This window comes from Fictibacillus sp. b24 (assembly GCF_030348825.1).
Lineage (GTDB): Bacteria > Bacillota > Bacilli > Bacillales > Fictibacillaceae > Fictibacillus.
Map to the genome: position 1 here is coordinate 554,482 of NZ_JAUCES010000005.1, position 13,257 is coordinate 567,738.

Below are 13,257 nucleotides of genomic sequence, written 5' to 3' on the forward strand. Positions count from 1 at the left end.
GCGGTATTCATTGCCGTTTTAAACATAGGCAAACCCCACCTCAAATTTAATTGAGATGGGGTTTGTTCATTATTTACAGGGAGCGCGTGTTAAGCACAGGCATGGTTTTAGCACTTCCTTTTTTTGTTTCTTAGAGTTTTTTCTGTCGGATAAAAGTAGCTAAAAGTAGCCGGCGGGTATAATTTAAAGGTTTTTCAGATCTAATGCTGTTGCTATATAAGTGACCATTTATATGATATTTCCTGTAAAACACAAACTAAATCGTAATTAAAATATTTTTTGTTTCAATTTGTTTGCCTATAGATAAACAATTTTACCATTTTTTGAAACTCAATCTCCCCCTGCATCGTCTTACCATTAGAACGACAAGGAGGTCGTGTGATGTGGAGGAAGATCATTTGATTGCGAAAATAAACCGAAACGCACCCAGTCGTGAGGACGCGTTTAACCAGTTAATGGATATGTATGGCGAAGAGATAAAACGTCTCATATTTTCTTTTGTGAAGAGTTGGCCTCAAGCAGAAGATCTTACACAGGACGTATTTGTAACGCTATATACAAAGTTGGACACATTTCGTGGAGAGTCTAACATACGGAGTTGGATCTATTCCATTGCTATAAATAAAACAAAAGATTATTTAAAAAGCTGGCACTTTCGGAAGTTGCAGGTGACCGATAAATTAAAAGGTGAATCCACCACTGGGAAGAATGCTGTTGAAATACATGTTATTTCAAATACGGAAGACCGCATTCTATATGAGTCGGTTCTGCAACTGCCTTTAAAATATCGAGAAGTAATTTTAATCCACTATTATAAGGAATTTTCAATCCGAGAAACGAGCGAGTTCCTTTCCATAAAAGAAGCTACCGTAAAAACAAGACTAAGCCGTGCCAGGAAATTACTTCATGACCAATTCATTAAACTAGGAGGTGAAAGATGATGGAAGAACAATTAAAGAAGCTCTCAACCACTATGGACCAAGGGATTTCAAAAGGGAAGGTATTTACAGACAAAGATAAACAGCAGATTCTTACACGCATAAGAAAGTTGTCCGTTCCAGATGTTCGTTCCAAAAGACCACATTCCCTTCTGCCAAAATTTTTAACAGCAGCTCTCTTTTCAGGCATCATCTTTTCAACGTATATCTACTTTGATAAAGAACCTGTACAGCATTCACAGCCAAATGTTGTAACGAAACCGGAACAGCCTCCAGTTAGTATTCCAAATGTTTCGGGTGAAGGCAGCTCGGCAGTATATACGTCTAATGTAGGTGAAAAAAAATTAACGATTTCTTTGCGTATTACTAACAATTCGGATAGCACGATAACAAATCGTTTAAAATACCGTATAACTTTTTTAAATAGTGACTTAGTTAAAGCAACAGGAACAGAATCTTTCACGATAGAACCTCCTAAGTATTCTTCATTTGAATCAGGTGATACGAAGAGTATAAGTAAGGAGTTTAATCTAACTCAGGATGTAGCGAAAGATTCTTTGGAAAATGCAATTAAAGTAGAAACGATTAGTGATAGCAAAACACATCATTCGTTTGTGATTGATACGATTAAGTATGAAACATATCAAGATATAGGAGTTGTACCTCAACAAGAACAAGTTGAAAAGGAAGAAGAAAAGGAAGAAGAAAAGGAAGAGGAAGTTGTACCAGTTGCAATATCAGAAGGCGAAGCCAGACAAATTTTAAATAATAATTTAGCGAATATTAAACAAACCTTGCTAGAATCTGAGAAGAAGAACAATTGGCATTCTGACAATCCTGCTTCTTATGAAGTGGCAGGCCCAGACTTTGAACCTTATGTAACGGATAACTTCTCTAATTCTGTATTAAAAACGTTCCTGCCTGAATACTTTTGTGAATGTGATAGTGGTATGCTTCCAATGATTCATCAAGAGGTACGCTTTAATGTTAATGCTATTACTGAGGACACGATCGAAATATCTGGAATTGAACCACCATCAGATATGAACAATATCGGGAAACTATGGAGATTTAGATTAGCAAAAGAAGATAATCAGTGGAAATTGGATCAATGGGAAGAGTCGACCCTTCAAGGGGCAAACCTTGGATTAACGAAAGAAGAAGCAGCTAAACTAATTTCTACCCAAACAAATACAGTAACGTTTCAAAAAGAGATTCAAGTAAATGGATCAAAAGTGTACGTCTTTAATGTTAAAGATGCGGACCATGAGTTTACGGCTGCTATTAGTTCCAGTGATACTTCGTTCGTCTATAATTATGAGTAAAAAAAGAAAGGGGTCTGACCCGGGTCAGACCCCATCATTCAACTAAAGTGTGTAGCGTTAATGTGTTAAAGTGGATTAAAGGTGAGCCTTCTCTCTATTGGAGAGAAGGCTTTCTCTATTTTATAGAATACGTTTCTCTCATTTTTCAGATTAAGGCATAAGAATTATTTAAAATAGGCAGTATTTAGGGGGTTTAGCCGAAACTTTCTATCTTATGAAGCGTATAAAATAAGTACAAGCTAGTACCGATTATACGTAAAAGATAGAGGGTTTTTTTATGGCATTTACACGAAAGAAGAAAATAGCAAAAATCTTTTTCTGGGGAATCTTACTATCCCTTCCCATATGGTTGGTTGTCATCCTAGTCATTGTTACCATGTGGATTCTATTTTAAATAAAGTAAGCACGATTCTCGTGCTTACTTTTAAATATTCAAGATGCATCTCTCATGTAATACCACTTCTCATGATGCAGAGTAAATTAAGCAAGCAAATGAAGCATAAAAAGTAACGAAGCTGACTCAAAAGGTAGATAAAATGACCTTTTGATGTCAGCTTTTCATTTTTATAATGATGTTTTAGTTGGAATAGTCATTTTAAGAAGCTTGTTTCTCTTGTTGTGAGCGTAACGACGTCATTCGTGGTCGAAAAGAGTATGTTTGTGAGCGAAACTTCAGCTTTTCTGAGCGTAAAACAGACTTGTTCGAGCGAAACGAGCCTATCTTTGTGCGAACGTGTAATAAATAAAAGAACACGTACCGTAAATTACAATCTGATACTGCAAAAAGTATGCATATTCGTTTTCGTGTTAACACTGATTAGTAGGTTAGTAACTTTACTTACAGTCAGGAGCGTTGATATGGAAGGGGAAGGTAACTTTTTTGCCGGATTGGTGTGGGGGACAGTCTTTAGTGTACCTCTTTGGATTTCCGTATTGGGTTGGATAAAATTTATTTGGTCCTGATAACGTTTCGTTCCAAGGAGTGACTTTTATGAAGAAATATGTAGTGGGGCTGCTCGTTCTTGTTTGGGTGTGGTTCATCTATTATTTTACGGCATCACCCAACTTCACTAGTGGACAAACAGGTGCGTTTATACAAGAAACAGGTTTGTTTCATCTGGACATTGGATTAACAAATAGTATGCTTAGGAAAGCAGCTCATGTTATTTTATTTGGAAGCTTTGCGATCATACTATATGTTTTCCTGAATAAGTTTATATCATCACTTTATGCATATATATTAGCCTGGGAGCTTGCGAGTCTTGCTGGTATGCTTGATGAATTTCATCAACAATTTGTCCCGGATAGAGGGAGCTCGGGAAACGATATGATGCTTGATTCATTTGGTGCGTTTCTATTTTTAACTTTTTATGTGATATCCATTAAGGGGAAATCCAGTGAAAAGAATCGTGTTAAAGCGGCGAGAACGATTGAATAGTTAAAAAGAACCAGTCGGAAAACTCTACAATTTTACTATTTATTAACACAGTTGTAAAAACGATAATGATATGGAAAAGTTTATTTTTGGTGGTGCAGCCTTGCTAAAACTTAGATTGAAGTATCACAGACTAATGTTTATCTATAACGTCACACTATTTAAAAGCAGTAAAGATGAAACATTGCGAGAAAAGTACTCCAAAAGAATAGACTTCCATGAACAACAGATACAGTCATTAAGAGAAAAAATGTAGAGACGACGTCCCTGAGAAGGGGTGTTTTTTTATGCGCTCCTTCCTAATATTTGGTTGTATCAATTATAAGTAATGAATTACAATAAAAAATGTAAATAATAGGGGGTGCAACAAATGAAAAAGATGATGCCAATCGTACTTGCTACAGGTTTGGTTCTTGGTGTTTCTTCGTTTCCAACAGAAGCGGCTACACCAAAGGTAAAAACGTATAAGAATTGTACGGAGCTAAACAAGGTATACAAAGGCGGAGTTTCCCGCGCTGCCAATGTTAAGAACAAAGGCGGAAAAACAAAGTATAAGCCATATGTTTCAAAAGCACTTTACGATGCTAACAAAAAAAGCGATCGTGATAAAGATTTAATTGCGTGTGAGAGATAATTAAAAGAGTCCCTAAATAAAGGGGCTATTCTTTTTGCAGAGGGCATTATTAAAGTAGCAGGGAAAAAATAACGAGAAACCGCTGATAATGCGGTTTTTTATTTTATGTTCTAGTATAATGAGAAATGATTCTAACACTACCAATTATGGGAAAGGTTATATGAAATGAAATTCAATAAGAGATCGTATTCCATGCTTTTTGCCTTCTTGGCAGTCATCACAACATTAGCATTTACATATAGACGCCTATTTTATGGTGTCGATTTTACGGATGAAGCTTTTTACTCTGGCATTCCTTACGAATTCGTACTAGGCATTCGTCCGTTTATAGATGAGCTGAATTTCCTAACATTTCCGAGTCTAATCCTTTATCCATTTATAAAAGTCTTTTATATGTTGAACAACGGAACGGAAGGCTTGATACTGTACAACAGGTTTTTATTTTTGCTCTTTTTTATATTAGTTTCAAGCATAGTGTTTTTTGTGCTGCGAAGAGTAATTTCGGTTCAAGCAGCAATACTTGTTTCTGCCACATGTTTGGCGTTTATTCCTCTAAATATCCCGGCGCTCGGCTACAATACGTTAAGTACAGGGATGCTTACCATTGGCTTTTTCTTAAGCTATTACGCCATCTATCATAATCGTAAGCCTCTCTATTTTCTTTTATCTGGTTTTGCACTGGGATTAGCTGTTGTTTCTTATCCAACGTTAATCATTCCGTTTATCGTGTATGTATTGATCTTGCTAGCCTATTTATTTAATAAAGGCATCATTAAATCATGGTTTCTTTTTATAGCAGGTAGTACCCTTACAGCCATTCCTGTCCTAATTATGATGTGGAATGCAGGAATAGAGAACGTTCTCTATTTTATTGAAAACTTAGGGTATGTTGGAAAACAGGGTGGGGGAGCAGAAAAGATTTGGGATCACATTGGGTTATGGTACTCGAACTTTCCTAATAAGTGGCTGTTGCTTATTATTCTTCTGATTATTGTCTTAACTGCTAAAAAGAAAAACACGCTATATCTTTTGTCTTTGATTCTATTACCAGTCTTAAGCTTTCCATTTCAGTTAAAAGAGCCTTTATTTGTTCATTCGCAGATCTGGGTGACAAATTATAGCATGCTGATGCTCCTTCTATTTATCATTCATATGAAAGACAAGACCGTTCGTCGCATGTTTATACTTATTTTCGTACCATCCCTACTTGCAGGAATAACATACTTATGGTCTAGCAGTAACGGTTACCTTGCGTCAGGGTTAGGACTTTTCCCTGCATTTCTTGCACTGTCAGGTCTTATTATTTACCTTATTCAACAATCTGAGAGTCATAAACTGGTTAAAACCTTACTCTCGTTTTCTGTACCGTTATTTATCATCATCAATTTATTACTCTTTCAGCAGCAAAGCGTCTATCGCGATCAAGATATAAATGAGTTAACGAATAAAGTAGAATCTGGTCCTTATAAAGGCTTATATACAAGTGAGATTAAGTCTGATTTCATGAAAACGTTAAGAAAGGATATGGATCTGTACGCTAAGGATTCTAAAACTATCTTTTTTTATAACCACTTTCCAGCTGGGTATCTCTTTTCAGACATTAAACCTGCAGGTAACACCATATGGATTTTCTATTATTCTAAAAATCGGTATATCCATGCGGACTATCTAGAGAGAAACGGTGAACCGGATACCGTAATTAGAATGAAAGTTTTAGTGGATGGTAATTTAACACCGCTGCGCTATTACAAAAAAGATGAATTAAACAATTTGATAAAAGAAAAGTACAAAATCATTCATACCAACCAATATTATGATTTGTTACAGAAAAAATAATGAGTGAAAGAGGGATATAGATGATTTTAGTAGTAGGAGGAGCCGGTTATATCGGCAGCCACACCATTAAAGAGATTCTTTCAAAAGGATTCGAGGTAGTTGTTCTCGATAATTTGTCTACAGGACATAGAGAAAGCATAGATTTCCGCGTTCAATTTGTTGAAGGTGATTTAGGCAATGAAGAACTGCTTGACCATGTATTTACGACATACTCGATCGAAGCGGTTATGCACTTTGCAGCCAACAGCCTTGTTGGTGAATCCGTTCAGGATCCGGCGAAATATTATACGAATAATGTAGCAGCGACGTTAACACTTCTACAAAAGATGAGGAAATACAACGTTTCTAATTTTATTTTCTCGTCAACTGCAGCGACATATGGCATTCCTGATACAACTCCTATAACAGAAACAACGCCTGTGGCACCTATAAATCCATATGGACGATCCAAGCTGATGGTCGAGCATATGCTTGAGGATTTTCATGCTGCCTATGGCATGAATTATGTAGCTCTGCGCTACTTTAATGCTGCAGGAGCCTATGAAACAGGTGAAATAGGTGAAGACCATACACCAGAATCTCACTTAATTCCCATCGTGCTTCAACATTTGCTAGGACAGCGTGAGACCATCTCTGTTTTTGGCACTGACTATCATACTGCTGATGGTACGTGTATACGTGATTATATTCATGTAACAGATCTTGCAAAAGCACATGTTCTTTCATTAGAAAGCTTGTTAAAAGGTAACAATACGAATGCCGTTTATAATCTAGGCACAGGTAGAGGTTATTCTGTCAGAGAAATTATTGAAACGTGTGAAAATGTTACTGGCATAAAGGCGACCATTGTTGAAACGGATAGACGTGCGGGTGACCCAGACGAACTGGTTGCTTCTGCGGATAAAATTCATCGTGAACTAGGATGGACACCAGAATATTCACTGGAAAGAATTATTGAATCGGCATGGAATTGGCATAAGAGCCATCCTGCAGGTTATAAGGTTAGCCAGTAAATCTCATGGGGAAATGAAATGAAGACGTTTCTAAAGTTCGGTACTGTAGGTGTTCTTAATACTGGCATTACGATTATTAGTTACATGTTTCTGGTTTATCTTGGGGTAAATTATTTATTGGCTAATATTATGGCGTACGGATTAGGCGTTTTGAATAGTTACTACTGGAACCGCAGTTGGGTGTTTAAAGTGTCGGCTAAACAATATGTTTTTTTGAAATTCGTTTTAGTTAATCTGCTGACACTAGGAATGACTACAAGCATTTTATATATACTTGTTCAGTATTTTCAGATTCACGCCATACTAGCCCAAGTAGTTGCTACAGGTGTAGGGTTGATATTTAACTTTACATTAAATAAAAAATGGACTTTTACAAATAAGAAGTCATCCAGTTAACGGCAAAGGTTTATGGAGGGAAGAACGATGAAAGATATAATATCCGTTGTCGTTCCGATGTACTTTGAAGAAGAAGTGGCAAAGGAATGCTATAACCGACTTAAAGCGGTGATGGATAAGAACGACATACACTATGAATTTATATTTGTGAATGACGGAAGCACCGACCGTACGATGGATATCTTAACGGAAATCGCTTTACTAGATAGACAAGTCAAGGTTATTAATTTCGCTCGCAATTTCGGTCATCAAACGGCTGTGACCGCTGGCATTGATTATGCAAAAGGTGATGCGATCGTAATCATTGATGCTGATCTTCAGGACCCGCCAGAAATTATCCCTCTTTTAATTGAGAAATGGAAAGAAGGGTATGAGACTGTTTATGCCAAACGTAAAAAGAGAGTCGGTGAATCTTGGTTTAAGCTGGTTACGGCAAAATACTTTTATCGTTTCTTAAACTATATGTCTGATATTGAGATACCAAAAGATACGGGTGATTTTCGTATCATTGACCGAAAAGTAGCTGATGTATTTAAAAACATGACAGAACGTAACCGGTTTGTAAGAGGGATGTTTTCGTGGATCGGATTCCGTCAGACTTTTATCGAATACGAACGGGACGAGCGGTTTGCAGGAGAAACGAAATATCCACTAAAGAAAATGATTCGTTTTGCTTCAGATGGAATCATTGCTTTTTCCTCCAAGCCATTACGCTTAGTTATGACTCTTGGTTTTATATCCGTACTTATTTCAATAGGTGTATTCATCTACGCACTAGTCGTCAAACTATCTGGACAGCCAGTAGAAGCTGGGTGGGCGTCACTCATGGTAGCCATTACATTCTTCAGTGGGATCCAGTTGTTAGGTCTTGGAATTGTGGGACAATATATAGCAAGAATTTATGATGAGAGTAAGAACCGTCCGATATATATTGTGAAGGATACGGTGAATGTGGAGGAAGCAGTTGCGAAAGTGGTTCATCATTGATTATATAACAAGTGCATATTCAACTAGACAAGCTGTTAAAAAGCTTGTCTTTTTTATAGAGTCGAAAGAGTTTTGTCATCAAACCATTAGTTAGGAAACCACCTATTTATATAAGACTTCACCTATTCTATTTAAGCTACTGTTCATAAACTTTTATAATTTACCAATTATGTAGTAAAAAAATATCAGTAAACTATACCTATTCATTTGAGTATAAGGTAAAATATTCTAGTGTTTACATAATTGGGAGGATGAGAGAATTGAAGTTTAGTTTAAGAAAGATTATTGTTTTTAGCTTTATGTTCATGGCGATCTTTTTGTTTGACCAAAGCAAACTAGTAAGTGCGAGCGTTTCAAATGCCGTACAAATTAATTTGTATAAAAACTATACAGGTGAGCTTGATACCTATTACGGTAACTATTATAAATTTACGATCCCTAATGACGGAAATGTTGCACTATGGGTGAAAAGTACAGCAAGTGATGGCTATATTGTTGGTGAGATTTTAGATCAAAATGGTGAAACGTTAAGTAAAGTGGATACGTCTTACGATACATTGGTTTCAGGATATGCTATCGCTCAAGTAGGTTTGCCAAAAGGTACTTACTATATAAAAAATGATGGCGGGTATGGAAGTACATATGAATTTAAAGTAAGTTTTATGGCATCAAATAATTACGAAAAAGAAATTAACGACAGCATGGCAACGGCTAACTCAATTAAATTAAAAGAATCTTATATCGGCAGAATGAAAGACGATTATGACGAGGATTTTTATACATTTACCCTTCCATCAGATGGAAAAGTCAAATTTTCTATGAAACAAAAATCCGGAGTAAAATGGTATGCCAGCATATATAACAGTAACGGAAAACTACACGAAGAAATTGAAACAGACAGCAGTACAACAGTAAATGGATATGAAACAAATGAAATTGGTTTGCCGAAGGGTACTTATTATATCAAAATTGAAGATGGCTTTTATACAAGGCATGAAGCCTATGAAATTAAAGTAGAGCTTACTTCAAGCAGTTATTATGAAAAAGAATTTAATAATGATGCCTCAACAGCTAATACGATCAAGCTTAATCAGACGTATAAAGGTAAAATGGAAGATTACGATGATAGTGACTTTTATAAAATTACCCTTCCCTCAGATGGTATTGTTACATTATCTGTAAATCGTAAATCAGGCATGAGCTGGCAGGCAGAACTCTTTAATACTAAAGGTGATAAACTGGAAGATTTAAATACTAATGCAAGCTCTATTGTTTCAGGTTATGAAACAAAACAAATAGGTCTGCCAAAAGGTACGTACTATATTAATCTAAGTGATTATTATGGTACGGAAGACACTCCTTATGAAATCAAAGCTGGTTTTGTTAGTACAAATTTTTATGAAAAAGAATTCAATAATGAAATCACGAAGGCCAATGCAGCCAAATTGAACCAATATTACAAAGGGAAGTTATCACAATATGATGATGTAGACGTTTTTAAGTTTTCTGTTCCAGTTGATGGAAATGTGACTTTATTAATGAAAGAGCAAAATGGTGTTAACTGGGAAGGTACCATTCAAAATAGTACTGGAAAAGAATATAGCTCTTTTGTTACAGACAACCATGCATTTAGTGGAAACAAATATACAACAGCATGGTTAAAAAAAGGAACGTATTATTTTGTTGTTGAGGGCTATCCCAATGCCTATCAAAAGACTTACGAATTTAAGCTCTACATGAAATCAAATTCAGTAAAAACATCAAGCGTTAAAGTAATCAATAATAAAAGTAAATCGGATTCCGTTTCTGTTAGCGGATTAGCGAAAGGTGATGTTGTCAAAGTGTACAATGCAAGCAGCAAAGGTACATTGCTTGCAACAAAAACATCTACTGGCTCCTCAGCTCTTCTATCCATTAAGCAGCTTGGAACAAAAAGCGGGAAAGTTTATGTAACGGTTACGAAAACTGGATATACAGAGAGCAATCGAGTTGCAGTAACCTTCGCAGGGGAACAAGCAAACGCTCTTGCTTCCAGCCAAGTTAAAATTACAAATAATAAGAAGAAAAATGATTCGATCTATGTATCAAAACTGAAAAAAAGTGATGTTATTAAAGTATACAGTGCTTCTAAAGGTGGAAAACTGCTGGCTTCTTCTACTTCTAAGGGAACAAGCTTGAGTATTTCTTTGAAGCAAGTTGGTACAAATGCAGGTACTGTATACATGACGATTACACCTGCGGGCATGAAGGAAAGCACAAGAACAGCAATTCGTTATACTAAAGAATAATAAGAAAGAGCCTGTCTAGTGGGACAGGCTCTTTTTAATTATATGAGAAACATAGGCATCATCTTACAGAAATTAGAATCAAAATAGACCCAAAAAAGGTTATCCCTCTTTTGGGCCACTCCATTTTCTACTTTACAACCAAACTATCAAGATTAACTTTTGTAGCAGTTTTCTTCGCTCCCGAATGAGCTTTTCCTGTCCACTCAATTTTCAAGGTATGTCTGCCTGTTTTTAATCCCGTCTTGGTGAATACAGGTGCTTTGTACTGAGTTGAGCTCGACCAGAGATCAACGGTATAGGCTGTTCCATCAAGCGTTACTTTTGCTATTCCTTGTGTGCTGCTTTTTAGCGCATAATAGGTGATTCCCGTACCGTAAAACACGAATTCAGAAGTGGCTGCCGAATAATTAACCGTCTTATACGTTCCGCCTGAAGCACTGGTACTTGTTACTTTTGTCCAGTTATCCGTAAAGGCAATATTCGAGCTCGTATCTTGATAGGTGCCTGCAGTTACCCCTCGCTTGAAGTATGCTTTATAGCTTCCTTTTCCTTTGTAAGCATAGAAGTCAATATAATATTTTCCTGTGGCAGGAGCTGTGTAGGAGAAGCTTTCACTAGACGTATTAATTTTTTCAGAGTAAGCGACAATTCCTGCGCTTGAATTAACCGTCTTCGCACTAGAGTTATATAAATACACATCAAAGTCTGTTCCTGTCGCGCCTGACATGCTAACTGCTAATTTTTCTCCTTTTACTAGGGTTACAGAATACACGTCGTTCTTATCACTCGTTGCGTCCAACGTTGAACTGACACTTGTCGTTGTTAACGCCACGCCTGGAATTTCACCATCTGAGTCCACAGCGCCTGTAGCAACTCCGGCATTAATTAACCCGCCTGTAACGACTTTATTCGTTAGTGAAGATAATTTAGTAACAGAACCCATAATCCGATCTTTAACTTGTGCAGTTGTAAAAGATGGATTGGTGCTCACGACTAATGCTGCCGTTCCGGTAACGTGAGGTGCAGCCATTGAGGTTCCGTCATAATAGTCGTAAGAATTTTCCGGCAGGGTGCTTAAGATTGAAACTCCAGGTGCAGCAACATCTACACTCTTTACACCATAGTTAGAGAAGTAAGCCAGATTGCCTGTGTTATCAATGGCAGCGACTGACAAGATGTTTGCAGCGTCATATGCTGCTGGGTAAGAAGGGGAACTATCGGAATTATATCCGTCGTTTCCTGCTGCAGCTACGAACAGCGAATTTGAATTTTTAATTGCATCATATAGAGCCTGTGAATAAGAACCACCGCCCCATGAGTTATTTGTAATCTTAATCCCTTTTCCTTTTGCGTAATTGATGGCTAATATAGCGTCTGATGTGTAACCGCCGCCAGGGCCTAGGAATTTTAACGGCATTACTTTTACGTTGGGAGCTATTCCGATTACTCCTGTTGTATTGGCTCTGCCCGCAATCGTTCCGGCAACATGTGTACCATGATCGTCCTCATACGCTGAATAATACACATCATTATTATTGTCAAAGAAATTCCAGCCGTTTACGTCGTCGATGTAGCCGTTCTTATCATTATCAATACCATCGTTCGGTGTTTCCCCAGGATTTTTCCAAACATTATCTTTTAGGTCTGGATGATTAATATCCATACCCGTATCGATGATGCCTACAACGAGTGAAGTACTTCCTTTCGATTTAGCCCATGCTGCTTCGGCTTTAATATCGATGCCGAACTTGCCGGGTACACCTAATATGGACTGTCCTGTATTCTTTAGGCCCCACAAATTATTATAGTAGGGATCAGTAACGGCAGAAGGTTTTAGAATATAGTTAGGCTCTGCATATTCAACAGCAGGGTTTGCTTTTAACTGCCGTATCATATCTTTCATGGATCCTTTTTTATCTTCAAACTTTATGAGCTGTAGACCAGTCTTTCGATCGAGTACTTTATTAAGCTTTAACCCCTTATCTTTTGCCAATGTTCCTAGACTTTGAATAGATTTATTTGGTTTGAACTTTACAAGCAGTTCTCCTTTTTTATAACCAAGTGCAGCATCTTCTTTAGATATGCCTCTTTTTGAGCTTGACGGTTTTTGTTTATAAAGGGAATAAGCAGCTTTCTCTTTCATGGTGTTCTTAGGGATATGAATAATTGAATTCTCTTGTTTAGTAAATTTCTTCAATGTTTTACTTTCTTTTGGAGGTTCTTGTGCGGACACGATTGATGCAGAAAAGAGCAAACATGCTCCTACTAAAGAACTGAGTACCTTCATTTTTAAACTCATTGAATATCCCCTTTCTTAATTGACCTACAAAGACAATATATATGGGGGTTTTAGGAGTTTAGTATGTTAACTTTTCGTCATTTTCTGTAATTATAAAGTCCTGTGA

At 36.9% G+C, this 13,257-nt stretch carries 10 protein-coding genes; 9 read left to right on the top strand and 1 reads right to left on the bottom strand.

Features of this window, described 5'->3' with window-relative positions; all coding sequences use genetic code 11:
* Positions 1-398 precede the first annotated feature (398 nt).
* The 9 genes from QUF49_RS02895 (at position 399) to QUF49_RS02935 (ending at position 10,852) form a co-directional block, all read left to right on the top strand.
* Complete coding sequence (locus tag QUF49_RS02895) at positions 399-941, top strand: sigma-70 family RNA polymerase sigma factor (RefSeq protein ID WP_289494244.1); 543 nt, start codon at positions 399-401, stop codon at positions 939-941.
* Complete coding sequence (locus QUF49_RS02900; protein ID WP_289494245.1) at positions 938-2,263, top strand: hypothetical protein; 1,326 nt, start codon at positions 938-940, stop codon at positions 2,261-2,263. The genes QUF49_RS02895 and QUF49_RS02900 overlap by 4 nt, the downstream gene beginning before the upstream one ends.
* A gap of 991 nt (positions 2,264-3,254) precedes the next feature.
* A complete protein-coding gene (locus tag QUF49_RS02905) occupies positions 3,255-3,701 on the top strand; it encodes a VanZ family protein (protein WP_289494246.1) in 447 nt (148 codons plus the stop codon).
* 367 nt (positions 3,702-4,068) lie between these two features.
* Complete coding sequence (locus tag QUF49_RS02910; RefSeq protein WP_289494247.1) at positions 4,069-4,332, top strand: excalibur calcium-binding domain-containing protein; 264 nt, start codon at positions 4,069-4,071, stop codon at positions 4,330-4,332.
* A 165-nt stretch (positions 4,333-4,497) separates the two neighbouring features.
* Positions 4,498-6,168 (top strand): hypothetical protein, encoded by a 1,671-nt coding sequence (locus QUF49_RS02915; protein WP_289494248.1) that lies wholly within the window; start codon positions 4,498-4,500, stop codon positions 6,166-6,168.
* A 20-nt stretch (positions 6,169-6,188) separates the two neighbouring features.
* A complete protein-coding gene (gene galE, locus QUF49_RS02920; protein ID WP_289494249.1) occupies positions 6,189-7,181 on the top strand; it encodes a UDP-glucose 4-epimerase GalE in 993 nt (330 codons plus the stop codon).
* A gap of 18 nt (positions 7,182-7,199) precedes the next feature.
* On the top strand, positions 7,200-7,577 hold the full coding sequence (locus tag QUF49_RS02925) for a GtrA family protein (protein WP_289494250.1): 378 nt from the start codon (positions 7,200-7,202) through the stop codon (positions 7,575-7,577).
* A gap of 27 nt (positions 7,578-7,604) precedes the next feature.
* Positions 7,605-8,564 carry a glycosyltransferase family 2 protein gene (locus QUF49_RS02930; RefSeq protein WP_289494251.1) on the top strand — a complete coding sequence of 320 codons (960 nt, stop codon included), beginning with the start codon at positions 7,605-7,607 and terminating at the stop codon, positions 8,562-8,564.
* Between the two features lie 260 nt (positions 8,565-8,824).
* Positions 8,825-10,852 carry a hypothetical protein gene (locus QUF49_RS02935; protein WP_289494252.1) on the top strand — a complete coding sequence of 676 codons (2,028 nt, stop codon included), beginning with the start codon at positions 8,825-8,827 and terminating at the stop codon, positions 10,850-10,852.
* Positions 10,853-10,979: 127 nt separating this feature from the next.
* Here QUF49_RS02935 and QUF49_RS02940 read toward each other — a convergent pair whose 3' ends face one another.
* Entirely contained in the window at positions 10,980-13,151 is a 2,172-nt protein-coding gene (locus tag QUF49_RS02940) for a S8 family serine peptidase (protein ID WP_289494253.1), read from the bottom strand.
* Positions 13,152-13,257: the final 106 nt, after the last annotated feature.

What these genes read in the sequence shown, in the direction of transcription:
- QUF49_RS02900 (WP_289494245.1), top strand. Translation starts at nt 938, where the DNA reads ATGATGGAAGAACAATTAAAGAAGCTCTCAACCACTATGGACCAAGGG.
- QUF49_RS02905 (WP_289494246.1), top strand. Translation starts at nt 3,255, where the DNA reads ATGAAGAAATATGTAGTGGGGCTGCTCGTTCTTGTTTGGGTGTGGTTC.
- QUF49_RS02910 (WP_289494247.1), top strand. Translation starts at nt 4,069, where the DNA reads ATGAAAAAGATGATGCCAATCGTACTTGCTACAGGTTTGGTTCTTGGT.
- QUF49_RS02915 (WP_289494248.1), top strand. Translation starts at nt 4,498, where the DNA reads ATGAAATTCAATAAGAGATCGTATTCCATGCTTTTTGCCTTCTTGGCA.
- galE (WP_289494249.1), top strand. Translation starts at nt 6,189, where the DNA reads ATGATTTTAGTAGTAGGAGGAGCCGGTTATATCGGCAGCCACACCATT.
- QUF49_RS02925 (WP_289494250.1), top strand. Translation starts at nt 7,200, where the DNA reads ATGAAGACGTTTCTAAAGTTCGGTACTGTAGGTGTTCTTAATACTGGC.
- QUF49_RS02930 (WP_289494251.1), top strand. Translation starts at nt 7,605, where the DNA reads ATGAAAGATATAATATCCGTTGTCGTTCCGATGTACTTTGAAGAAGAA.
- QUF49_RS02940 (WP_289494253.1), bottom strand. Translation starts at nt 13,151, where the DNA reads ATGAGTTTAAAAATGAAGGTACTCAGTTCTTTAGTAGGAGCATGTTTG.